Genomic DNA, 23,726 nt, shown 5'->3' on the forward strand with positions numbered 1-23,726 from the left:
GGAGCCGGTGCATGAAGGCCCTCAAACGGCTACCGCTGAACGTCCGGCTGAACGACCGTCCCGATCACGAGCTCGTCGGCGTGATCCGGATGCCGGAGCTGACCGTCAGCCCGATGCGCTCGATCGTGAAGCGGGTCATCGGCGCGCTGCTCGCGCTGCTGGCGACGGTGCTGATCGTGTACGCCGACCGCGGCGGCTACCGCGACGTCAACGGGGACGGCGTCTCGTTCCTGGACGCCATCTACTACTCGACCGTCTCGCTTTCGACGACCGGCTACGGCGACATCGCGCCGGCCTCGGCGACGGCGCGGCTGGTCAACATCGTGATCATCACCCCGCTGCGGGTGCTGTTCCTCATCGTCCTCGTCGGGACCACGCTGGAGGTGCTCACCGAGCGCTCCCGGCAGGCATTCAAGATCCAGAAGTGGAGGACGAAGGTGCGCGACCACACCGTCGTCGTCGGGTTCGGCACCAAGGGCCGGTCGGCCGTCAACGCGCTGCTCGGCGACGAGGACGTCCAGCCCAACCGGATCGTGGTGGTCGACACCGACCAGCAGGCGCTGGACGCGGCGAGCGCGCTCGGCCTCGTCACCGTGCACGGCTCCGCGACCCGCGCGGACGTGCTGCGGGTGGCGGGCGTCCAGCACGCGCGCGCCGTCGTCGTCGCGCCGAACCGTGACGACACCGCCGTGCTCGTCACGCTGACCGCGCGTGAGCTGGCGCCGAAGTCGCACATCGTGGCGTCGGTGCGGGAGGCGGAGAACGTCCACCTGCTCAAGCAGTCCGGGGCCAGCCAGGTCGTGGTGTCCAGCGAGACCGCGGGACGGCTGCTCGGCCTGGCGACGTCCACCCCGCTGGTGGTCGACATGGTCGAGGACCTGCTGACGCCGGAGTCGGGCCTGGCCATCGCGGAACGCGCGGTCGAGCCGTCCGAGGAGGGCGGCTCGCCGCGGCACCTGCCGGACATCGTGCTGGGCGTGGTCCGCGACGGCGTGCTCTACCGCGTGGACGCCCCGCAGTCCGACGCCATCGAGCCCGGCGACCGGCTGCTGTACGTCAAGAAGGTCACCCAGACCGACAAGGTGGAGCGCTAAGGTCCGCAGGCCGGCGCGGGGGTCACCCGGGGCCACCGTCACCTTCACTGGGTTTTGCCCGGGGTATCTGGAACCATGGCGGCGTGCTGTCTTCCGACCCGGCGAGAAAGACCTCCCTGCAGCGGTGGCTGCAGGTGGGCATCCCCACGGCCGCCGGTGTGCTCGTGGTGGTGCTGGCCTGGTTCGCCGGGCCCGGCCTCTTCGGCATCGCCGTGAACGACGGGGGAGTGCCGACGCAGGCGGAGGTCACCAAGCCGGCGGCCTGCTCGGCCGCGAACCCGGTGGAGTCGGTGAAGTTCACCCTCGGTGGCAAGCCGCGCGAGGGCTCGTTGAACGGCTGCGGCCACGCCCAGGGCGACCACGTGGAGGTCGGCGTCCCCTCGGACGCCCCGGCGGACGGCCCGGTCACCGTCCGCGCGTCCGACACCTCGGCCGGCTCACAGGATTCCCGCGGCCCGATCGCGCTGGTGCTGCTGGTGTTCGCCTGCTTCGCGGGCGGGATGTACGCGTACCTGGTGATCAAGGGACCCGGTCGGCTGGCGTTGCTCAGCTGATCGCCTGGCCGGCCAGCCGGTTCTGAAGCGCCCCAATGTGGCGTTGGTTGCGTTGGACGCACCCAATGTGGCGTTCGGTGCGTTGGACGCACCGAACGCCACATTGGGGCGTTTGGAGCCGGGGGCGGCGTTGCTCAGCTGACCTCGGAAGCCGGGGCCGCGAAGGTGTTGCAGTCCGTGATCCGGTTGCTGCGGGCGCCGGCCCGCCACCACTGGGCGTAGTGGGCGTTGGTGCCGTGGTCGTGGCTGTGCGAGGTGTTGTCGCCGCGGGTTTCCTGGTCGTTCCAGGCCTTGTTGTACATGTCGCGGGTGACGGTGCCGCCCTGGTCGACGTGCGCGCCGAGGAACATGCCGGAGAAGCACTGCGCCTGCAGTTCCTTGCGGCGCGACATGTCCAGGCCGTCCGCGCTGTTCTGGCCCGCCGCGTAGATCTTCTGCCACGCGGCGTCCATGATCCCGGCGACCTCCTGCACGTGGTGGCCGTACTCGTGCGCGAACAGGGCCAGGTAGACGCCGGGGTTGTTGCCGTACTGGTCGGTCTGCAGGCCCTTGAACGGCACGTACAGGTTGTTCTCGCAGTAGTACGCGGCCGTCGCGATGCCGACCTGGATGGTGCCGCACTCCGTCTCGAAGCTCGGCCCGGTCGGGAAGTGCAGCGCGGGCGAGGTGAACGGCAGGTTGTAGGCCTCGAGGAACGGGCCCCACGCGGCGTCGAGGCACTTGCTGGCCGCGGTGAAGAACGCCTCCGCGCCGTCCTGCGTGCTCACCCACGGCGGCAGGTTGCAGACGCGGTTCTGCAGCCCGGCGTTGGGGTCCTGCAGGATCGGGTGGTCGGCGAGCTTGAGGACCTTCTGCGGGCCGGTCGAGCTGGGCGCGCTGCTGGGCGCGTCCGAAGTCGACGGTGCGGACGAAGGGGACGACGAGCCGTTGTTCGGCGGCAGCTCGTACGGGCTGCTCGGCGCGGGCGACGGGGTGTTCTGGTAACCGGCGTTGGCGACGGAGGAACTGGGCGAGTTCAGCGCGACGATCGCCACCACGCCCAGCACCAGCACGGCCACCGCGCCGAGGCAGAGCCCGACGATCAGGCCGGTCGAACGCCGCTTCGGCGGCGGGAAGTTGTGCGGCTGCGACCACGGCGCCTGCGGGGGCGGACCCTGCGGCGGACCCTGGTTGTACGCCCCGGGCGGGCCCTGCGGCGATCCCTGGCCGTACGACCCCGGCGCGCCCTGCGGTGCGCCCTGGTACGGCTGGCCCGGGTACTGCTGGCCCGGCGGCTGGCCCTGATACGGCGGCTGGCCCGGCGGCCCTTGCGGCGGCTGGACGGGCCCACGGCCCGGTACCGGGGGCGGTTGAACGGTCCCGCGTGGCGGCACTGGGCCGTAGGGCGGTTGCGTCATCAGGGCAGTCCCGGTGGGTCTCGGCGCGAAGCCGGGCGGCCCCCGGCTTCCGTTCAGCATATCGGGGGAACAGGCCGCTTCCCCACCACTTGCCGAGACTGGTCACCCGTCCCGGTCGTCACCCCAGGTCTGGCCGGGTTTGGGGGGCTCTGGAAGAGTGAGCGCCAGTTAGTGACGGGTCGTGAGGACGAGGGGTTTCGATGACAGACACACCCGGCTCGCCCGGGCCCGGTGCGGACGACGAGACGCCCACCCCGAGCCAGGGCTTCCCGAGGCCCGAAGTTCCCGGCGCGACCCCCGCGTCTTCCCCGTCCCAGCCCGACGCCGGATCCACGCCGGTCACGCCCCAGCAGGGCATGGCGGGCGACGGCTCCGGCCCGGCCCCGCAGGTGACCCCCGGCGGCGTGGCCTCGCCGCCCGCGTCCGGCGCGAGCACCGAGGCCGGCGACGACACCAAGACCCCGGCTTCGGGTGTGCCGCAGCAGACTCCGCCGTCCGGCAGCGCCGGTCAGGCCCCGTCGGGCGGGAACGCCGCGCAGAGCCCGCCGTCGTTCGCCGCGCAGAACAGCGCACCCGGACAGCCGGGCCAGCCCGGTCAGCAGTGGCAGTCGCCCGGCCAGCCCCCGATGCCCCAGTACCCCGGTGGCGCCTACGGCCGTCCCGGCGCCGGCTGGAGCCCGCAGGGACTCGGCAAACCCGGCGTGATCGCGTTGCGCCCGCTCAACATCGGCGACATCCTCGACGGCGCCATCACCGCGATCCGCCGCTACCCGTTGCTGGTGCTGGGCGTTTCGGCGGTCGTCGCGGTGATCGTGGCGGCGCTGAACCTGGCGATTTCGCTGACGCTGCTGCCGGATGTCACGCGCGTGGCCACCCTCGGCCCCGGCGCGACCCAGCAGGAGCAGCTCGACGCGGTCTACAACCTGCTCGGCAGCACCTTGCTCACGCTGATCCCGACGTTGATCATCACAATTCTCGGCCAGACGTTCCTCACCGGCTTCCTCACCGTGGTGATGGGCAAGGCCGTGCTCGGCCGTCCCGTCGACTTCCGCACGGCGATGCGCGAGGCCGGCCCGCGGCTGCTGCCGCTGCTGGGCCTGACCCTGCTGTACACGCTGGCCACCATGGTCGCGGCGATCTTCTGCCTGCTGCCCGCGGTGATCCCGTACGTCTTCTGGGCGCTCGCCGGTCCGGCGCTGGTGCTGGAGCGCGGCACGATCCGCCAGGCCTTCGGGCGCTCGCGCCGGCTGGTGTCCGGCACGTTCTGGCGGGTGCTCGGCATCCTGCTGCTGGCGTCGCTGATCGGCTGGCTGATCACCACGATCATCGGGCTGCCGTTCGACCTCGGCTCGGGCGCGTTCTCCGGGCTGTTCGACCCGCAGGCCGGGGTGCCGCAGCAGAGCACCGGCTCGCTGGTGCTGCAGTCGGTGGGCTCGGTGATCGCGTCGACGATCGTCACGCCGTTCACGGCGCTGGTCACGGTGGTGCTCTACATCGACCAGCGGATGCGGCGCGAGGGCATGGACATCGAGCTGGCGCGCGCCGCGGGGATCAACCCGCCGGCGCCGCCGCAGCAGGCGTGGTGACGTTCCTGCTCACCGACGTCCCGGTCGACATCGACCGGGACCCCGCCCGCGCGCAAGCGGCACAGGAACTGACCGGCCCCGGCTACCGGGCGGCCCAGCCGAGCCTGCTGGAACGGCTCGGCCATTGGCTTGGCGAGCTCTTCAACAAGCTGCTCGACGCGCTGTCCGGCGTGCCCGGCGGCCCGCTGGGCGTGCTGCTGGTCCTCGCGCTGCTGATCGTGCTGGTCGTGGTGGTCCGGCTGCGCGTCGGCAAGGTCGGCCGCGCCGGGCAGGCGGCCAAGCAGGTTTTCGCGGGGCGACGCCGTTCCGCCGACGAGTACCGCCGTGCCGCCGACGAGGCCGCGGCGCGAGGACAGTTCGCCGACGCCGTCCGTGAGCGTTTCCGTGCCCTCGTCCGAGGTCTGGAGGAACGCGCGCTGCTCGACAGCCGCTCCGGCCGGACCGCCGACGAGGCCGCCGCCGAAGCCGGCACGCTGCTGCCGAACCTGGCCGCCGACCTCACCGCGGGCGCCCGGCTGTTCGACGACGTGCACTACGGCGGCCGCCCCGGCACCGAGGACGGCTACCGCGCACTGACCGACCTCGAAAACCGCGTCCGCCGTGAGCGGCCGGCACTGGTGGGCGCGTGAGCGACACCGGCACCTCTGTCTCGCCCGATCTGCGCCGGATTTGGCGCGGCGTAAGGATTCCGCTGGCGTTGCTGCTGCTGATCGTGCTCACCGGCCTGGCGCTGGTGCTCAGCCGCGGCGACCAGACGAGCGGGCAGCTGGAGCCCGGTTCCTACGAACCGGGCGGCAGCCGCGCGCTCGCTCAGCTGCTCGGCCGCCAGGGCGTGAACGTCCATCCGGCGCACACCATCGACGAGGCGTTGCAGCAGGCCGACGGCGGCACGCTGCTGATCACCGCACCGGATTTGGTGCCTGGTAACGGACTTGTCGAGCTGCGCCGCCGCGTCGCGCACCTCGTGCTGATCGCGCCGGGGCCGGAGGCGCTGCGGCAGGTGCTGCCGTCGGTCACCGTGGCCGGCACCGGAGATGTGCGGACGCTGGCGCCGGACTGCACGGTCGGCTCGGCCGTCGCGGCGGGCCCGGCGGCGCTCGGCGGCGTGCGTTACCGCACCACGGACCCGTCCGCGCGGTCCTGTTACCGCGACGGCGCCGACCCGACGTTCGTGCAGTTCGCCGACCGCACGGGCACCGTCACGGTGCTCGGCACGTCCGCACCGCTGACCAACGACCGGCTCGCCGACGAGGGCGACGCGGCGCTCACCATGCGGCTGCTGGGTGACCACGGCCGGCTCGTCTGGTACCTGCCCTCACCCACGGATCCCGCGCTGGGAGGGGACAAGAAGCCGTTCTTCGACCTCATCCCCGCGGGCTGGCGTTACGGCGCGCTGACCGCCGGGATCGCCGTGGTGCTGCTGGCTTTGTGGCGGGCGAGGCGGCTCGGGCCGGTGGTGCGCGAGCCGCTGCCGATCGTCGTGCGCGCGGCCGAGACGGCCGAGGGCCGCGCGCGGCTGTACCGGCGGGGCGGCGCGACCGGGCACGCCGCGGAGACGTTGCGGGAGGCCGCCCGCGTCCGGCTGCGGTCGAGGCTCGGCCTGCCGCGTGACGCCGATCCGGCGTCGCTCGTGGAGACGGTCAGCACGCGCGCCGGACGGGCGCCGGCCGAGATCGGCTCGGTGCTGCACGGCCCGCCGCCGGCCAACGAGGCCGAGCTGGTGCGGCTGGCGGACGAACTGGACAGGGTGGAACGAGAGGTGGAGCGGTCTTGAGTACCGAACAGACGCAGGCGCCGGTTGACGCGCGGGCGGCCCTGATCGCCCTGCGCGCCGAGGTCGGCAAGGCCGTGGTGGGCAACGACGCGGCCGTCACCGGGCTCATCCTGGCGCTGCTCTGCCGTGGGCACGTGCTGCTCGAAGGTGTGCCCGGCGTCGCGAAAACGTTGCTGGTGCGGGCTTTGGCGGCGTCGCTGGACCTGAAGACCACCCGCGTGCAGTTCACGCCGGACCTGATGCCGGGCGACGTCACGGGCTCCATCGTGTACGACGCGCACAGCGGCGAGTTCTCCTTCCGCGAGGGCCCGGTGTTCACGAACCTGCTGCTGGCCGACGAGATCAACCGGACCCCGCCGAAGACGCAGTCCTCGCTGCTGGAGGCGATGGAGGAGCGGCAGGTCTCGATCGACGGCCGCTCGCACCCGCTGCCGGACCCGTTTGTGGTGGTGGCGACGCAGAACCCGGTGGAGTACGAGGGCACCTACCCGCTGCCCGAGGCGCAGCTGGACCGGTTCCTGCTCAAGCTGACCATGCCCGCGCCGTCGCGTGAGGACGAGATCGGCATCCTGTGGCGGCACGCGCAGGGTTTCGACCCGCGTGACCTCGCGGCCGCGGGCATCCGCCCGGTGGCCGGCGCGGCGCACCTGACCGCGGCGCGCCAGGCGGTCGCGCGGGTGACGATCGGGCCCGAGGTGATCGGCTACGTCGTGGACCTGTGCCGCGCGACGCGTGAGCTGCCTTCGGTGCAGCTGGGCGTTTCCCCGCGTGGCGCAACGGCTTTGCTCGCCGTGACCCGCGCGTGGGCCTGGCTCGCCGGGCGCGACTACGCGACGCCGGACGACGTCAAGGCGCTCGCCCGCCCCGCGCTCCGGCACCGGCTGGGCGTGCGGCCGGAGGCCGAGCTGGAAGGCGTGACCGCGGACGGCGTCCTCGACCGGGTGCTGGCCTCCGTGCCGGTGCCGCGCTGAGCCGATGGCGCTGACCGGGCGGCTCGGGCTGCTGGCCCTGCTGGGCGCGCTGGTGGTCGGGCTGCTGGCCCCGTCCGGTGCTGGCGTGGCGGCCGTGCTCCTGGTGCTGCTGGTGCTGGTGGTGGTGGACCTGGCGCTCGCGGGCAGCGTGCGCGCGCTGCGATTTTCGCGTGCTGGAACGACTTCCGTGCGTCTCGGCGAGCCCGCCGAGGTGACGCTGACCGTCACCAATCCCGGGCGACGCGCGGTGCGCGGGCTGCTGCGTGACGCGTGGCCGCCGAGCGCCGCGGCCGACGACCGGCACCGGATCGCCGTCCCGCCGGGGGAGCGGCGCGCGTTCACCACGCGCCTGCTGCCGACGCGACGCGGTGACCGGCCGGCGTTCCGCGTGACCGTGCGCGCGGTGGGGCCGCTGGGTTTGGCCGCACGGCAGGGTTCGCACGAGGTGCCGTGGTCGGTGCGGGTGCTGCCGCCGTTCCACAGTCGTAAGCACTTGCCGTCGCGGCTCGCGCGGCTGCAGCAGCTCGACGGGCGCAACGCGGTGATGATCCGCGGCCAGGGCACGGAGTTCGACTCGCTGCGCGAGTACGTGATCGGCGACGACGTGCGCTCGATCGACTGGCGCGCCTCGGCCCGCGCGGCCGACGTGATGGTGCGGACCTGGCGCCCGGAACGCGACCGGCACCTGGTGCTGGTCCTCGACACGGGCCGCGTCTCGGCCGGGCGCGTCGGCGATGCCCCGCGTCTCGACGCGGCGATGGACGCGGCGCTGCTGCTGGCGGCGCTGGCCTCCCGCGCGGGTGACCGGGTGGACCTGCTGGCTTACGACCGTCGTCTGCGGGCCGCTGTGCAGGGCTCTTCGGCGACCACGCTGCTGCCGTCGCTGGTGAACGCGATGGCGCCGCTGGAGCCGTCATTGGTCGAGACGGACGCGCGCGGCATGGTCGCGGAAATCTTGCGGCGCACTCGTCGGCGGGCGCTGGTCGTGCTGCTGACAGGCCTCGACCCGGCGCCGTTGGAGGAGGGCCTGTTCCCGGTGCTGGGCTCGCTGACTTCGCGGCACGAGGTGATCGTCGCGTCGGTGGCGGACCCGCGCGTCGCGGAGATGGCGCGTGGCCGCGGTGACGCCGAAGCGGTGTACGACGCGGCCGCGGCCGAGCGGGCGATGGCCGAGCGCGCGTCCGCCGTGGCCCGCCTCGGCCGTCGCGGGGTCGCCGTGGTGGACGCCGTGCCGGACGAACTGCCCCCGGCACTGGCCGACCGGTACTTGGCGTTGAAGGCCGCCGGGCGCTTGTGACTCGTGAGTGTTTATGACGGTTCTAACCGTCATAAACACTCACGAGCTTTTAGCCGGCCTCGGGCAGGGCGTCGCCGGTGTACTGGGAGTCCAGGTCGCCGACTTCGCCTTCGCGGGCGGCGCGGCGGCCGAGGGTGAAGACGTAGGTCAGGAAGAGCAGCTCCACCACCGCGCCGATGCCGATGCGCAGCCAGGTCGGCCAGCCCGACGGCGTCACGAAGGCCTCGATCACGCCCGAGACCAGCAGCACACAGGCCAGCCCGAGCGCGATGACCACCACGGAACGGCCCTGTTCGGCCAGCGCGGCGCTGCGCGAGCGGCGGCCGGGGTCGATCACCGTCCAGCCGAGTTTCAGGCCGGTGCCCGCGGCGATGAACACGGCCGTCAGCTCCAGCAGGCCGTGCGGCAGGAGCAGGCCGAGCAGCACGTCGCCGCGGCCGGCCGAGGACATCAGGCCGATGGCGATGCCCGCGTTCAGCGAGTTCAGCCACAACGCGCTGATCACCGGCAGGCCAAGCGCCACGCCGAGGAACAGGCAGGTCGCGGCCACCCAGGCGTTGTTCGTCCACACCTTCGCCGCGAACGACGCCGCGGGCCCGGTCGAGTAGTACGTCTCGTACTGGCCGCCGGGCGCGGTCATCGCCTTCAGCTCGTCCGGGGAGATCAGCGACGCGCGCACCTGCGGGTCGCCCGCGATCCACACCCCGAGCACGGCCATCACCGCCACCGACACCAGCGCGGCGGGGATCCACCAGCGCCGGCTCAGGTACACCGCGGCCGGGAACCGGCGGGTGAAGAACAGCGCCACCTCGCGCCACGCCGGGCTGTGCGAGCCCGTGACGGCCGAGCGCGCCCGCGCCACCAGCGCGGACAGGCGCGCGAGCAGGGCCGGGTCCGGCGCCGTCGAGCGGATGATCGACAGGTGCGTCGCCGTGCGCTGGTACAGCGTCACCAGCTCGTCGGCCTCGGCGCCGCTGAGCCGGCGGCGCCGCACGAGCTGGCCGAGCCGCGACCACTCCGCGCTGTGCGCCGCGACGAAAACGTCGACGTCCACCCGTCACCCCCTCTGCTGGAACCCCCAGCCTAGAGGCCGGGCTCACCCGCCGAGGATGAACTCCGCGGCGCGTTCGCCGATCAGCACCGCGGGCGCGTGCGTGTTGCCCCGGGTGACGGCGGGCATCACCGAATTGTCCGCCACCATCAGGTTCTCCACGCCGTGCACGGCCAGCCGCGGGGTGACCACCGCCAGCGGATCGGTGCCCATCCGGCAGGTGCCGCAGGGATGCCACTGCGTCTGCACGTTCTGCCGGATCCACTCGTCGAGCGCTTCGTCCGAGGCGATTTCCGCCGGGAAGACGCGGGCCCCGCTGACCTTCCGCGCGGCGGGTGCCGCCATCAGCTCGGCGACCCGTCGTACCCCTTCGCGAAGCCGGGGCAGGTCGCCCGGATCGGTCAGGTAACCGGGGTCGACGATCGGCGCCGCCGCCGGATCGGCCGACGCGAGCCGGAGCGTTCCCCGGCTCCGCGGGGTCAGCAGGGCGACGGTCACGGTCACCGCCGGCTCGTCGAGCGGCTGCAGGTCCCCGTCCAGCCCGATCAGGTAGAACAGCCCCTGGACCTCCGGGGCACCGTCCCCGTCCGCCGGCGGGAAGAACGCCGCCACCGTGGGGAAGGCGCTCAACGGCCCGCGGCCGAGCAGCCGGTACGCCTCCTGCGACTGCTCGTCCTGGGCGTCGAGCAGCGTGCGCCCGGAGTGCACCTGCCAGACCGCCGGGACCATCGGGTGATCGTGCAGGTTCTGCCCGACGCCTGGGCTGTCGGCGACGACGTCGATCCCGTGCGCGCGCAGGTGCTCCGCCGGGCCCACCCCGGAGAGCATCAGCAGCTTCGGCGTCTTCAGCGCACCCGCCGCGAGCACCACCTTCTCCCTGGCCCGGATCACCGTGCCGTCCGCCAGCCGGACCCCGGTGGCCCGGCCGTCCTCGATCAGGATCCGTTCCACCGGGGAGTCGCCGCGGACGCTCAGGCCGGGCCGGTGCGCCACCGGCGTGAGGTACCCGTCGACGACGCTGTGCCGGGCGCCGTTGCGGATGTTCGTCGGGCTCAGCCCGACCCCGACCCGGTCCTTGCCGTTGAGGTCGTGGGAAACCGGCAGGCCGACCTGCTCCCCGGCGGCGACGAACCGCAGCAGGCCGGGTTCGATGTCCCGCGCGAAGTCGATCGCCATCGGGCCGCCCGCACCGTGGAACTCGCCCGCGCCCGCCGCGTTGTGCTCGATCCGCTGGAAGACCGGGCGCACGTCCGCCCAGCCCCAGCCCTCGGCGCCGGCGGCGAGCCAGCCGTCGTAGTCCGCGGGGTCGCCCTGGAACCAGGCCAGCATGTTGACCGAGCTGCCACCGCCGAGCGCCTTCCCGGTCAGCACGGCGATCTTCCGGCCGCCCAATTCCGGCTGCGGCACCGTGACGTCCGTGTGCAGGATCTCGTCATTGAGCGCGGCGAAGGCACCGCCGGGCATCGGGGACCGCCGGGCGTCCGCCACCGACCCCGCTTCCAGCAGCACGATCTCCCGGTCCGACCCGGCGGCGAGCCGGCCGGCCACGACGCAACCGGCCGCGCCACCGCCGACGATCACCACGTCCGCGACTTCGGACGGCCCGGTCGTGGTTCTCGGCTCCACTGAGTGCTCCTCTGGTTCGGCGGATCTCCAGTGCCGATTCTGCTGATCCGGCCGAGCCCGGCAGAAGCGCCGACCGGGTGCGGCTCGCCCCGATTCCCGGCCGGAAACCTCTGTGCCGGCTGGGTCTGCGGACAATCGCGCCGTAACCACCCGCAGTTCACTAGGCTGGCCCGGTGCAGGAAGAGTCCGATCTCGTCACCGGCGAAGCCGTGGTGCTGGACCTGCGGGTGGCCAAGCTCGCCAGCCGCGGGGTCGCGATGCTGCTCGACGTCCTCGTGCAGGCCGCGCTGCTGCTGATCGCCGTGTTCGTGCTGGTGTTCGCCATGCCCAGCGCCGACTCGTCGCTGGCACTGACGCTCCTGCTCGTGCTGTTCGTGCTGGTCGTGATCGGCTACCCGGTGTTGTTCGAGACGCTCAGCCGCGGCCGCTCGCTCGGCAAGCTGGCGCTGGGCCTGCGCGTGGTCCGCCTCGACGGCGGCCCGATCCGCTTCCGCCACGCGCTGACCCGCGCGCTGGCCGGGTTCTTCGTGGACTTCTGGGCGCTGGGCTTCCTGGGCGCCGTGGCGGTGATCGTCTCGCTGACCTCGTCGGACGGCCGCCGCGTCGGCGACTTCCTGGCCGGCACGCTGGTGATCCGTGAGCGGGTGCCGGAGAGCGCGCAGGCGTACGTCGTGATGCCGCCGGGTCTGGAGGGGTGGGCCGCGCAGCTGGACCTCAGCCGCCTGCCGGACGACCTGGCGCTGGCGTCCCGGCAGTTCCTCGGCCGTTACCACGAGCTGCGCCCGGAAGCGGCCGCGTCGCTCGGCCAGGGCCTGGCGCATCAGGTGGCGAACGCCGTCGGGGCAGCCATCCCGTACGGCCTGCCGCCGTGGACTTTCCTGCAGGCCGTGCTGGCGGAACGCCGCAATCGTGACCAGGCGCGGCTCGCGCAGGCGTACGTGCGGCCTGCGCCGCCGGTCCAGTACCCGCCGCAGCCGGGGTATTCGCAGCACCCCGGACTGGCGTCGGGTTACGTGCCGGACCCGCCGCGCGCCGAGCCGGAGAACCCGTTCACCCCACCGAGCTGACCGTGGGCCTTACGCTGTCGCCGTGCTGACCGAACTGGCCGTGGCGCTGGTGCTCGCGCCGTCCGGCGGGGTGACCGACGACGTCGCCGTGACGGCCGCGCGGGACGGCTCGCTCACCGTGACCGAGCGGGTCACCACCAGCGGGCACGCCGTCCACCGGATCCCGCTGCGGGTGCCCGCCACCGAGAACCAGGACCGCCGCTACGCGATCGACCACGTCCGCATCACCGGCGGCCACGTCGAAACCGGCGCCGACGGCGTGGTGGCGACCTTCGACGGCGGCACCGCCACCCTGACGTACACAGTGGACGGTGCGGTCGACGACGGCGGCCAGCTGCGCTGGCAGGTCACCGGCGGCTGGGACACCGACGTGGCCCGCGTGACCGCCGCTTTCACCCCGCCCGTGCCCGGAATGTCCACTGCGGACTGTTTCGCCGGCTCGCCCGGATCGGCGCGGCAGTGCACGTTCTCCGAGATCGGCGACCACGGCGTGGTGCGTGTCGAGCAGGACGGCCTCGCCCGGGGCGACCGCATCGACCTCGCCGTGCGGCTGCCGGCCGGGGCGCTGCCCGCCAACGCCCGGTTCGTCCCGGTCTCGACGGTCGCGGCGGCCTTCGTGTTCGGCCCGGTCGCCGCTGTGGGACTCAGTGTCCTGGCGGTGTTGCTGCTTCTCGGTGCACTCGCCGTCTGGTGGCTGCGCCGCCGCGACCGCATACCGACCAAGCCGATATCGCCAACCACAACGACCGTCGTCCCGCCCGCGTACGCCGCGATCGTGAACGGCGACCGCCTCGACCTCGCCGGCACAGCACTCGACCTGGCCGCCCGCGGTCACCTGCGCTTCACCGAGACGGACGGCGCCAACTGGCAAGTCACCCGCGGCGAAGGCGACGAGCTGCGGGACTTCGAACGCACCGTGCTCGCGGCATTCGACGTCCCCCGGTTGTCGGAAGTCCGCGCCCTCGATCCCAAGGCCCTGCGTGACCGCCTTCGCGCCGACGCCGTCCGCGAAGGCTGGCTGTCCCGCTTACCCGCCCGCGCGCGGCGACTCGGCCTCGGCCTACTCGCGCTGGGCGTGGTCGCGACGGCCGTCCTCACCTTCACCGTCGGGTACGCGCTGCTGGGCGTCGCGGTGGTCGTCGCCGGTCTCGCGCTGGTCGCGGCCGCGCCGAGCCTGCCCCGCCGGACCGCGCGCGGGCGGGCACTCGCTGCCCCGCCCCGACCCGACGACGAAGCCCTGGAGGCCGCGCTCGACGGGGTCCTAGCCCTGTCCGAACGTCGCCGCGCACTGGAGCCGGACGGGGTTTTCGCATGAGGCGCACCATCTTCCTCGCCGTTCCGGCGCTGCTACTGGTCCTGACCCCGGCCGCGTCCGCACAGGATCTGCCCGCGTTGCCGCAGAGCGCGGAGGTCACGCTGAAGGTGCAGCGCGACGGCAGCCTGTCCGTCACCGAAGCCGTCTCCGTGCCCGAGGGCACGTCGATGACCCGGCGAATCCCGCTGCGCGCACCGGCCGACGACGACCAGGACCGCCTGCTCACCGTCCGCGACCTGAGCATCGAGGGCGCGGGCAGCTCCGAGACCTCGGCCGACGCCGTGACGCTGGACCTCCGTGGCGGCACGTCGATCGTCCAGTACACGGTGGACGGTGCGGTCGGCGCGGGCCGCGGCGTCGAGCGGGTGACGTGGGACCTCGCGGGCGGCTGGGACACGCGGCTGGAGCTGGTGCGGGCGACGTTCGCCGCGCCGAATGTGCCGGACGCGCTGACCTGCGTCGCCGGCCCACCCGAGACGGTCACCCCGTGCGGGGCCGCGCAGATCGACCACTCCGGCCTCACGCGGGTGTCGGTCTCGAACCTCGCCGCGGGCCAGCGCGTGGAGCTGACGGCCGAGCTGCCGGGCGGCACCGTGCCCGTCACCGAGCGGCTGGTGCCGTCGAAGACCGTGGCGGGCGCGATCTCGGCGTCGGCCCCGGTGCGGTGGGCGTGGGGCGCGTTCGTGGTGCTGCTGCTGGCGGCGCTGGCGATGGTGGCGTTCCTGCGCCGACGGGACGCCGCGCCCGCCGCTCCGATGCCGGTGGACCTGCTGGCGGGCGGCCGTTTCTCCTCGCCGGACGGCGTGCTGCCCGGCCACGTCGGCCCGCTGCTCACCGGCCGCGCCGACGCCGTCGACCTCGCCGCGACCGTGCTGGACCTGTGCGTGCGGAACTACATCTGGGTCAGCGAGGACGGCCCGCGCGACTGGACGCTCGTGCGCCGGAACCCGCCGGACGAGCAGCTGGGCCGGTTCGAGCGCGCGGTGTACGAAGCCGTGCTGCCGGGGGAGTCGGTGACGGTGTCGTCACTGCGCTCAACAGCGCTGCCATCGTTCCGGGCCGGGCTGCTGGCCGACGTCGTCCGCCGCCGCTGGCTCTCCCGCCGCGCCCCGCGGCTGTCCCGGGCCGGCGCGCGACTCTGTCTGTACGGCGTGTTCCTGACGGTGCTGCTCACCTTCACCGTCGGCTACGCCCAGCTCGGCCTCGTGGTGATCGCCTGCGGCGCGGCGCTCGCGCTCGGCGCCCGCCTGCTCCCCGCGCGGACGACGTCGGGTCTGCTTTTGCGCCGTCGCCTGCTCGGCCTGCGCGCCCGGCTGGCCGCGCCGGAGCCCGCCCGCCTCACCGCCGCGGACCGAGAGCTGCTCTTCTCCCGGGCCCTCCCGTACGCACTCGCCCTCGGCGAAGCCGATCAATGGGCGGCGGCCTTCGCCGCGCCCGGCCGTTCGCCACAGGCGTACTGGTATGGAACGGCCGCCGAAGGCCCCGCCGCGGTGGCCGCGACCAGCGGTTTCGCGGCCGCGCTGGTCGCCGCGTTCGCGACAGCGCACCACGGGGTGAGAGGCATCCGACCGGACGCACCGAGGGACCCGGCTCCTGCGTAGGGTGGGGGTATGGCCGATCCCGAACTCGTCCGTTTCACCACCGACAACGGTCTGCGCGTGGTGCTCGCCCCGGACCCGACCGCGCCGGTTGTCGGGGTCAGCGTGCACTACGACGTGGGCTTCCGTTCCGAGCCGGAGGGGCTGACGGGGTTCGCGCACCTCTTCGAGCACCTGATGTTCCAGGGCAGCGAGAGCCTGGAGAAGCTCGCCCACTTCCGGCACGTGCAGTCCAGCGGCGGGACCTTCAACGGGTCCACCCACCCGGACTACACGGACTACTTCGAGGTGCTGCCGTCGGCGGCGCTCGAGCGCGCGCTGTTCCTCGAAGCCGACCGCATGCGCGCGCCGAAGCTGACCGCGGAGAACCTGGCGAACCAGATCGAGGTCGTCAAGGAGGAGATCCGCCTCAACGTGCGGAACCGGCCGTACGGCGGCTTCCCGTGGATCCTGCTCCCGCCGGTGCTGTACAACACCTTCGCGAACGCCCACGACGGTTACGGCGCGTTCGAGGACCTCGAGGGCGCCACCCTAGAGGACTGCGCGGCGTTCTTCGACACCTTCTACTCACCGGCGAACGCGGTGCTCACCGTCGCGGGCGACTTCGAGGTGGAGAACGCGAAAGCACTGATCGAGAAGCACTTCGGCGATGTCCCGTACCGGCCCGCGCCGCCGCGCCGCTCGTTCGCCGAGCCCGCGCCCACCAGCGAGCTGTACGGGGAGCACCAGGACGCGCACGCGCCGCTGCCCGCGCTCGCCGTGGGCTACCGCATGCCGGACCCGATCAACGAGCTCGACGGTTACCTCGCCTACCTGGTGCTCGCCAGCGTGCTCACCGACGGCGACGGCTCCCGCCTGCAGCAGCGGCTGGTGCACCGCGAGCCGCTGGTGGTCGACATCGGCGCGGGCGCCGGGCTGTTCGGCCCGTTCGAGGCGCGCGACCCGGACACGTTCACCATCACCGCGATCCACCCGCCGGACGTGTCGCGCGAGCGCGTGCTCGCCGCGCTCGACGAGGAGCTGGAGAAGCTCGCGTCGACGCCGCCGGACGAGCAGGAACTCAAGAAGGTCACCGCGCGCTGGGCCGCGAGCCTGCACTCGGAGCACGACAGGCTGGTGTCGCGCACGCTCGCTTTCGGCGCGTTCGAGCTGCTGTACGGCGACGCGACGCTGGTGCACCGGCTGGCCGACCGCATGTCGGCGATCACCGGCGAGGCGGTGTCGGCCGCGGCGAAGGCGCTGCGGCCCGACTCGCGCGCCGTGCTGGTCATCAAGCCGGCCAACTCTGAAGGGACCGATCAGCAGTGACTTCGGCTACGCACCTGATCGTGAACCTGGCCGACTCTGAAAGGAACGATCAGCAGTGACTTCGGCTACGCATCGCAGTGCGGCGGAGATCGGCCGCACGGCCACGGGGCCGCGCCCGCTGCCCCCGCTGGGCTCGCAGTCCCCGGCGGCCGACCTGTCCCATGTGGACACCACGCTGAGCAACGGCCTGCGGGTGGTGGCCGTGCGCAAGGCCACCGTGCCGCTGGTCGAGGTCCGCGTCTGGATCCCGTTCGCGGGCGAGGACAAGCTGCACCCGGCCACCGCGGAGGTGCTGGCGGAGACCCTGCTCACCGGCACCGCGCGCCGCGACCGCGTCGAGATCGACGCCGAGCTGGCGCTGATCGGCGGCGACCTGGGCACCGGCGTCGACCCGGAACGCTTGTACGTCACCGGTTCCGCGCTGTCGAGCGGCCTGCCGACGCTGCTCGACGTACTCGGCGACGTGTTCACCGGCGCGACGTACACCGACGCCGAGGTGGGCCGCGAGCGTGAGCGGCTGATCGAGCGCATCGCGGTTTCGCGCACGCAGCCGCGCACGATCGCGCGTGAGGCGTTGCAGAAGCAGCGTTACGGCGACCACCCCGCCACGCGCGAGGTGCCGCAGGCGTCCGATGTGGAGGTGGTGACGCCGGAGCAGGTGCGGGCGCTGCACGCGGCTTCGGTGCTGCCGCGCGGTTCCGTGCTGGTGATCGTCGGCGACATCGACCCGCAGACCGTGCCGGCCGACCTCGAGCGCGCGCTCGGCGGCTGGGCGTCGGACCGCTCCGCGCTGCGGCTGCCCGCGCTGCCCGAGCTGACCGGCGGCAACGTGCTGCTGGTGCCGCGTTCCGGCGCGGTCCAGTCGCAGATCCGGCTGTCCGCGCAGACGGTGCCGCGCACCGACCCGCGTTACCCGTCGCTGCAGCTGGCGAACCTGGCTTACGGCGGCTACTTCTCCTCGCGCCTGGTGGAGAACATCCGTGAGGACAAGGGTTACACCTACGGCGCGCACTCGGGTTTCGAGTTCACCGACCAGAACGCGACGGTGAACGTCGATGCCGACACGGCCAACGAGGTGACGGCCGCGGCGCTGCTGGAGACGCGGTACGAGCTGGGCCGCCTCGGCTTGGTGCCGCCGACGGCCGACGAGGTCGAGTCGGTGCGCCAGTACGCGATCGGCTCGCTGCTCACCTCGACCTCTTCGCAGACCGGCCTGGCCGGGCAGGTGATGGCGCTCGCGTCCACCGGCCTCGGTGTCGAGTGGCTGCAGGAGCACCCGGCGCGGATCGCGGCGGTGACGGGGGAGCAGGTCGCGCAGGCGGCGCTGGACTTCTTCGCGCCCAAGCGGTTCACCGGCGTGGTCGTGGGCGACGCGGACCTGCTGGGGCCGAAGCTCACCGCGCTGGGCGACGTCACGGTGGGCGAAGAAGCAGTGGGCGAAGAGACAGCGGGCGAGCAGGCCTGATGACCGTCCCGTACACCCTCGATTCGCTTCCGACGCTGTCCCGGTCCACTGTGGACCGTCAGGAGACGTTGCGCACCAACCCGGAGCGGCTCGTCTCGAAGTGGCCGCAGGCGCGGGTCGTGCTGCTCGACGACGCCGGGCGCACCCCGGTCGTCGAGGGCACCACCTCGCTGGCCACGCGCAAGGCCGCCAACTACGGCAATGAGCCGCCCGCCGACGCGGTGTTCCTCGGCGAGTGGGAGGACACCGACTACTGGTCGCTGCCCGGCCGCGCCGAGGGCGACGCGGACACCGTGCGGATGGCCGGCAGCTGGGGCTTCGTCGAAGAGGTCCCGCGCGTCGACGGCGAGATCTGGGTCGAGCTGCGCGGCCACGGCGACCTGCTGGACGACACGTCGGCCGGCCTGTTCACCACCGCGCAGGCGCTGCGGAACTGGCGTCGCCAGGCGAAGTACTGCACGCGCGACGGCTCGCCGACCGAGCTGACCCAGTTCGGCTGGGCCAGCCGGTGCGAGGCGAACGGACACGAGGAGTACCCGCGGACGGACCCCGCGGTGATCTGCCTGGTGCACGACTACGAAGGCGTCAACGGCTCGCGCGTGCTGCTCGCGCGCCAGCCGGTGTGGCCCGCGGGCCGTTACTCGGTGCTGGCGGGCTTCGTCGAGGCTGGCGAGTCGCTGGAAGGCTGTGTCGAGCGGGAGATCCGCGAGGAGGTCGGCGCCGAGGTGTCCGACGTGCGGTACCTGGGCAGCCAGCCCTGGCCGTTCCCGCGCTCGATCATGCTGGGCTTCACCGCCCGCGCCGACCCGTCGTTGCCGCTGGTCCCGGCGGACGGCGAGATCGAAGAGGCCCTGTGGGTCACCCGCGAGGAGGTCCGCGCGGCCTTCCGCAACAGCCAGATCCGCAACGAGGGCGCCGTCCCGACCCCCATCGCGGGAGGCACGGCGGAGATGATCCTCCCGGGCAACTCCTCGATCGCCCGCGTGATGCTCAAAGCCTGGGCTGACGCCGACGAGTGACTCGTGAGTGTTTATGCCGGTTAGAACCGGCATAAACACTCACGAGAAGTAGTGGCCCTGCTCGATGTCCTCGATGAGGCTCGGGTGGGTGGGCTTCCAGCCCAGGAGTTCCCGGGTGATGGCGCTGGAAGCGGGCATGTCGGTGCCGAGCAGGCGCACGAACATCCCCTCGTACTCCGCGGCGGGCAGGGGCTTGGCCGGCAGGTTCAAGTGCCGCCCGAGGGCTTCGGCGATGTCGCGGACGGGCACGCCTTCGTCGCCGACAGCGTGGAGCACCGCGCCGGCGGGCGCCTGCTCGATGGCCAGCCGGTAGAGACTCGCGGCGTCCTTCACATGGACGGCGGGCCAGCGGCTGGTCCCGTCGCCGAGGTAGCCGGAGACGCCCTTGTCCCGGGCCAAGGAGATGAGCCGGGGGACGAATCCGTGCCGGTCCCCATCGCCGTGCACTGAGCGGGGCAGCATGACCAGGCAGGAGCGAACGCCCTGGTCGGCGGCGGCCAGCGCGGCCCGCATGGTGGTGATGCGGGCCGCGATCGGTCCTTCGGCGATGAGCTCGTCGCGCTCGGTCGCGGGTCGTCCGGGTCTGACGAGGGTTCCGCCGGAGACCACCAGGGGCTTGCCGGAGCCGGCGAGGCTGGTGGCGAACGTGGTGACGGCCGAGGCGTCGGTCCGCGTCGCGGCCTCGGTGGTGCTGGGCACGACAAAGGCCAGATGGATGACGCCGTCGCTGTCGAGGGCGCCGGCGCGCAGTACGTCGAGGTCGTTCAGGTCGCCGCGCATCACCTCGGCGCCCAGATCGGCGACGGTTTTGGCGGCGGCGTCCGAGCGGGCCAGCCCGAGGACCTGATGGCCGGCGCCGAGGAGTTCGGGGACCACGGCCGAGCCGATCCAGCCTGAGGCACCGGTGACGAAGACGCGCATGGGAGTTCTCCTGGGGTAAGTGATGCGATCGGGTCGCATCAAAGCTAGCACAAGTGACGCGACTCAGTCGCCTCGCTTAGACTGTGCTGGTGAGTAGATGGGCGCCGGACGCGCGTGAGCGCCTCGAGGCCGCGGCGCTGGACCTGTTCGTGAAGAACGGGTACGAGGAGACGACCGTCGCCCAGATCGCGGACCGGGCCGGGTTGAACCGCGCCACGTTCTTCCGGCACTTCGCCGACAAGCGGGAAGTCCTGTTCGGCGGTGAAGACGTGCTGGCCGGGCTGCTCGGCGACGCTGTCCGGGCAGCCCCGCCGGGGTCGACGCTCACAGCGTGCCTACGGGCCGCGCTCGCGGCCGCCGAGGTCGCGATGACTCCGCAGCGGCGGGCCAAAGCCCGCCAGCGCGTGCAGGTGGTCGCGGCGAACGCCGAAGCGCAGGAGCGGGGACTGCTCAAGTACGCCCGGATCGCCGGGTCGATCAGCGACGCCCTGCGTGCCCGTGGCGCGGACGAGCTGACCGCCCGGCTGGGGGCGGAAGTGGGGATGCTCGCCTTCCGGATCGCCATCGAGCGCTGGATGGCGTCGGAGGACAACGAGTTCGCGCGCCATGCCGCGGCGGCCTTGAACGAGCTGCAGGCGTGCGCGGTCAAGCTCGATTCCCTTGTCGCGGGCCAATAAGAGTCAGCTCGTGAACGGGGAAGATCGGGGCCGCTCGCTGTCCTGAACCGCTCACGGCCGGCAGCGGATCAGTCACTATGAGCACCGGTTTACCCGCCGGACCCGAAGCGTTACCCGCCCGTTCCCGGCGCCCATTGACGAGCTGTGGCCGCGCTCACTACAGTCCCCGGAAACCGTCTGTAAAGTATCCTAATTAAGGAGAACCCCCGTGCGAGCCGGCAGTCCGCGGATGCTGCGCGAGATCAATGATCGCGCGGCGATCGAGGTGCTCCTGCGCAGCGGGCCGTTGACGCGGTCCGAGCTGGAGGTCGCGATCGGGCTGTCGAAGCCCGCCACGGCGCAGCTGCTCACCCGGCTTGAGCAGGACAAAGTCGTCGGCAAGGCCGGTGAACGCGGGGGTGGCCGTGGGCCGCGCGCGCAGCTCTGGGCGGTCAACGGCGGGCTGGCGCACGTCGTGGCCGTGGACCTTACGCCGAATCTCGCGGACTTCGTGGTCGCCGACGTCGCGGGGACCGTGCTCGCCGAATACCGGGTACAGCTGCCCGTGCACGAGGGTGCGGACGTTGTCGGCACGTTCGGCGAAGCGCTGCGGCACGTCACCGCGCAGGCCGGGATCGACCTCGCCGCGCTGGCGAACGTCGTGATCGGCGCGCAGGGCGCGTTCGACCCGCGCACCGGGCGGCTGTCCTCCGCGCCGCACATCCCCGGCTGGCTCGGCTTCGACGTCCCGGCGCGGCTGTCCGAGGAGCTGGGCATCGCAGTCACCATCGAGAACGACGTGAACCTCGTCGCGGTGGAGGAAATGAGCGAGGGCAAGGCCCAGGACGTCGACGACTTCGTCATGGTCTGGCTGTCCGAGGGCGTCGGCGGCGCCGTGGTCATCGGACGGCGGCTGCTGCGCGGCGCGACCGGCGGCGGCGGTGAGATCGACTGGATGCGCGTCCCCGATCCGGCCATTGTGGACACCGGCGACGAGTGGCCCGAGGCCGGCGCGCGGTTCGGCAACCTCGTGGACTCACCCGCCGTGACCAGGCTCGCGAAGGCGCACGGCATCACCGCCGAGGCCGCCTGGGACGCCGTGGCCCAGGCGAAGTCCCTGCCCGGCAACGGTTTTCTCGACGATCTGGCACGACGGGTCGCGGGCGGCATCGCGAGCCTCGTCGCCGTCGCCGACCCGCAGCTGATCCTGCTCTGCGGCGAAACCAGCCGCGCCGGCGGCGAGGAGTTCGCCGCGAACGTCGCCGAGAAGCTGCACGCGCTGGTCCTGCCCCGCACGCCCGTCGGCGTCGCTTCGGTGCAGGGCAACGCGGTGCGCGCGGGCGCGCTGCAGTCCGCGCTCGCCACCGCCCGTGAGGACGTCTTCGGCGTCGTCACCCCCACGCTCCTCGGGTCGCGCAGGCCCGCGGGGGGAACGCCGTCCGCGGCGCTCCCGAGCTCAGCTGAGTCCCGGAAAGACGAGTCTCCAGAAAATGAGTCCCGACCGAGTAGTCCCCACCGATGAGGAGGAGGGTCATGCCCCTCACGACCCGCATCCGGAGAATCGCACGAAGGCGCGGTTCCCTGCTGCTCTGCGCCGCGACCGCCACCGCGCTGCTCACGTCCGCCTGTGGCGCGGCCGCGCCGACCGCTTCGGGTGACGCCGCCGCGCCGCCGGGCAAGGACGACAAGCTCACCATCACCGTCTACAGCAAGTTCACCGACCGCGAGTACGGCGTCGTCACCAACGCGCTGAACAAGCTCAAGGCCAAGTACCCCAACATCACCATCAACCACGAGGGCAACCAGGACGACGACAAGCTCACCCAGTCGATCCGCGGCGGCAACCCGCCCGACGTGGCGATCTCGTTCTACACCGACAACCTCGGCGCCTGGTGCTCCACCGGCAGCTTCCAGGACCTCAAGCCCTACCTCGACCGGGACAAGGTCGACCTGAACCAGATCCCCGAGGCGGTCCGGAACTACACGTCGTACCAGGGCAAGCGCTGCGCCATGCCGATGCTCGCCGACGTTTACGGGCTCTACTACAACAAGGACCTGTTCGCGGCCAAGGGCATCACCGCACCGCCGAAGACGACCAGCGAGCTGCTCGAAGACGCCAAGAAGCTCACCGAGTTCAACGCGGACGGCTCGATCAAGACCGCGGGTTTCATCCCCGCGATGCCGTTCTACGCCAACCAGGCGCAGTACTGGGCCCCGAACTTCGGCGCGCAGTTCATCGGCCCGGACGGCAAGTCCTCACTCGCGTCCAGCCCCGGCTGGAAGGCGATGTTCGAGTTCCAGAAGCAGCTGATCGACTTCTACGGCGGCCACGACAAGGTCGAGAAGTTCAAGGCCGGCCTCGGTGACGAGTACTCGGCCGACAACGGCTTCCAGACGGGCAAGCTGGCGATGATGTACGACGGTGAGTTCCGCACCGCGTTCATCAAGGACCAGACGCCGAAGCTGAACTACGCCACCGCGCCCGCCCCCGTCCTCGACAGCATGGCCGACCACTACGGCGGCGGCTTCGCGACCGGCACCATCATCGCCATCCCCAAGGGCGCCAAGAACCCCGGCGCGGCTTGGGAACTGATCAAGCAGGCCTCGCTCGACACCGACACACTGGTCGACATGGCCAACGGCCTGAAGAACGTGCCCAGCACCAAGGACTCGCTCTCCTCGCCGAAGCTCGACGTGCCGCCGCAGTTCAAGACGTTCCTCGACATCTACGGCAGCGGCAAGATGGTCGCGAACCCGTCCACCCCGATCGGCGACGCCTTCCTCAAGGCAGTCAACGACTTCGCCGAGAAGTGGCAGGCCGGCTCCGTGCCCGACCTCGACGCCGGCCTCAAGGCGGTCGACGCGCAGGTGAACGACGAGCTGGCGCAGAAGGGCTCGGGCGGATGACTCCGTCCGATGGCGCCTCGGCGGTAGAAATTGCCTCGCCGCGCGTACTGACGTCAAAGACGAGCACCCCGCCCGCACCCGCGAAGGTGCGGGCGGGGGCCCGGCGGGCCAAGCGCCGCC

Annotated in this window: 20 protein-coding genes; 16 read left to right on the forward strand and 4 right to left on the reverse strand. The window is 72.4% G+C overall.

The window, feature by feature from the left end; genetic code table 11:
• The first annotated feature begins 11 nt into the window (after positions 1-11).
• Both OG943_RS42945 and OG943_RS42950 read left to right on the forward strand, forming a co-directional pair.
• Entirely contained in the window at positions 12-1,094 is a 1,083-nt protein-coding gene (locus OG943_RS42945; protein WP_328606602.1) for a potassium channel family protein, read from the forward strand.
• Positions 1,095-1,177: 83 nt separating this feature from the next.
• On the forward strand, positions 1,178-1,648 hold the full coding sequence (locus OG943_RS42950) for a hypothetical protein (RefSeq protein WP_328606603.1): 471 nt from the start codon (positions 1,178-1,180) through the stop codon (positions 1,646-1,648).
• A 134-nt stretch (positions 1,649-1,782) separates the two neighbouring features.
• On the opposite strand, the gene OG943_RS42955 is transcribed toward OG943_RS42950, so the two are convergent.
• Complete coding sequence (locus OG943_RS42955) at positions 1,783-2,733, reverse strand: neutral zinc metallopeptidase (protein WP_328612326.1); 951 nt, start codon at positions 2,731-2,733, stop codon at positions 1,783-1,785.
• 512 nt (positions 2,734-3,245) lie between these two features.
• Between OG943_RS42955 and OG943_RS42960 the strand changes: the two genes are divergently transcribed.
• Genes OG943_RS42960 through OG943_RS42980 form a run of 5 tightly spaced genes read left to right on the forward strand, consistent with a single transcriptional unit; the run spans position 3,246 to position 8,673 of the window.
• Complete coding sequence (locus OG943_RS42960; RefSeq protein ID WP_328606604.1) at positions 3,246-4,631, forward strand: hypothetical protein; 1,386 nt, start codon at positions 3,246-3,248, stop codon at positions 4,629-4,631.
• On the forward strand, positions 4,625-5,260 hold the full coding sequence (locus OG943_RS42965) for a DUF4129 domain-containing protein (RefSeq protein ID WP_328606605.1): 636 nt from the start codon (positions 4,625-4,627) through the stop codon (positions 5,258-5,260). The genes OG943_RS42960 and OG943_RS42965 overlap by 7 nt, the downstream gene beginning before the upstream one ends.
• On the forward strand, positions 5,257-6,405 hold the full coding sequence (locus OG943_RS42970) for a DUF4350 domain-containing protein (protein WP_328606606.1): 1,149 nt from the start codon (positions 5,257-5,259) through the stop codon (positions 6,403-6,405). The genes OG943_RS42965 and OG943_RS42970 overlap by 4 nt, the downstream gene beginning before the upstream one ends.
• Positions 6,402-7,376, forward strand: a complete 975-nt coding sequence (locus OG943_RS42975) for an AAA family ATPase (protein WP_328606607.1) — start codon at positions 6,402-6,404, stop codon at positions 7,374-7,376. Before OG943_RS42970 ends, OG943_RS42975 begins: the two co-directional genes overlap by 4 nt.
• A 4-nt stretch (positions 7,377-7,380) precedes the next feature.
• On the forward strand, positions 7,381-8,673 hold the full coding sequence (locus OG943_RS42980; protein ID WP_328606608.1) for a DUF58 domain-containing protein: 1,293 nt from the start codon (positions 7,381-7,383) through the stop codon (positions 8,671-8,673).
• 49 nt (positions 8,674-8,722) lie between these two features.
• On the opposite strand, the gene OG943_RS42985 is transcribed toward OG943_RS42980, so the two are convergent.
• Positions 8,723-9,727 carry a stage II sporulation protein M gene (locus tag OG943_RS42985; protein ID WP_328606609.1) on the reverse strand — a complete coding sequence of 335 codons (1,005 nt, stop codon included), beginning with the start codon at positions 9,725-9,727 and terminating at the stop codon, positions 8,723-8,725.
• A 42-nt stretch (positions 9,728-9,769) separates the two neighbouring features.
• Complete coding sequence (locus OG943_RS42990) at positions 9,770-11,350, reverse strand: GMC family oxidoreductase (protein ID WP_328606610.1); 1,581 nt, start codon at positions 11,348-11,350, stop codon at positions 9,770-9,772.
• 173 nt (positions 11,351-11,523) lie between these two features.
• Here OG943_RS42990 and OG943_RS42995 point away from each other — a divergent pair, with 173 nt between their 5' ends.
• Genes OG943_RS42995 through nudC form a run of 6 tightly spaced genes read left to right on the forward strand, consistent with a single transcriptional unit; the run spans position 11,524 to position 19,122 of the window.
• On the forward strand, positions 11,524-12,417 hold the full coding sequence (locus OG943_RS42995) for an RDD family protein (protein WP_328606611.1): 894 nt from the start codon (positions 11,524-11,526) through the stop codon (positions 12,415-12,417).
• 22 nt (positions 12,418-12,439) lie between these two features.
• Complete coding sequence (locus OG943_RS43000) at positions 12,440-13,732, forward strand: DUF2207 domain-containing protein (RefSeq protein WP_328606612.1); 1,293 nt, start codon at positions 12,440-12,442, stop codon at positions 13,730-13,732.
• Complete coding sequence (locus OG943_RS43005; protein WP_328606613.1) at positions 13,729-15,333, forward strand: DUF2207 family protein; 1,605 nt, start codon at positions 13,729-13,731, stop codon at positions 15,331-15,333. Before OG943_RS43000 ends, OG943_RS43005 begins: the two co-directional genes overlap by 4 nt.
• 9 nt (positions 15,334-15,342) lie before the next feature.
• The gene (locus OG943_RS43010) at positions 15,343-16,638 is read left to right on the forward strand and encodes a M16 family metallopeptidase (protein ID WP_328606614.1); all 1,296 of its coding nucleotides are present in this window, start codon (positions 15,343-15,345) and stop codon (positions 16,636-16,638) included.
• Between the two features lie 55 nt (positions 16,639-16,693).
• Positions 16,694-18,103, forward strand: coding sequence for a M16 family metallopeptidase (locus OG943_RS43015; protein ID WP_328606615.1), 1,410 nt, complete (start codon positions 16,694-16,696; stop codon positions 18,101-18,103).
• Complete coding sequence (gene nudC / locus OG943_RS43020) at positions 18,103-19,122, forward strand: NAD(+) diphosphatase (protein ID WP_328606616.1); 1,020 nt, start codon at positions 18,103-18,105, stop codon at positions 19,120-19,122. Before OG943_RS43015 ends, nudC begins: the two co-directional genes overlap by 1 nt.
• 39 nt (positions 19,123-19,161) lie before the next feature.
• On the opposite strand, the gene OG943_RS43025 is transcribed toward nudC, so the two are convergent.
• The gene (locus tag OG943_RS43025; protein ID WP_328606617.1) at positions 19,162-20,043 is read right to left on the reverse strand and encodes an SDR family oxidoreductase; all 882 of its coding nucleotides are present in this window, start codon (positions 20,041-20,043) and stop codon (positions 19,162-19,164) included.
• Positions 20,044-20,132: 89 nt separating this feature from the next.
• Here OG943_RS43025 and OG943_RS43030 point away from each other — a divergent pair, with 89 nt between their 5' ends.
• The 3 genes from OG943_RS43030 (at position 20,133) to OG943_RS43040 (ending at position 23,606) form a co-directional block, all read left to right on the forward strand.
• Entirely contained in the window at positions 20,133-20,720 is a 588-nt protein-coding gene (locus OG943_RS43030) for a TetR/AcrR family transcriptional regulator (RefSeq protein ID WP_328606618.1), read from the forward strand.
• A gap of 229 nt (positions 20,721-20,949) precedes the next feature.
• On the forward strand, positions 20,950-22,221 hold the full coding sequence (locus OG943_RS43035; RefSeq protein ID WP_328612327.1) for an ROK family transcriptional regulator: 1,272 nt from the start codon (positions 20,950-20,952) through the stop codon (positions 22,219-22,221).
• Between the two features lie 11 nt (positions 22,222-22,232).
• Positions 22,233-23,606, forward strand: coding sequence for an ABC transporter substrate-binding protein (locus tag OG943_RS43040; RefSeq protein WP_328606619.1), 1,374 nt, complete (start codon positions 22,233-22,235; stop codon positions 23,604-23,606).
• The last annotated feature ends 120 nt before the right edge of the window (positions 23,607-23,726 follow it).

Source organism: Amycolatopsis sp. NBC_00345, from assembly GCF_036116635.1.
Lineage (GTDB): Bacteria > Actinomycetota > Actinomycetes > Mycobacteriales > Pseudonocardiaceae > Amycolatopsis.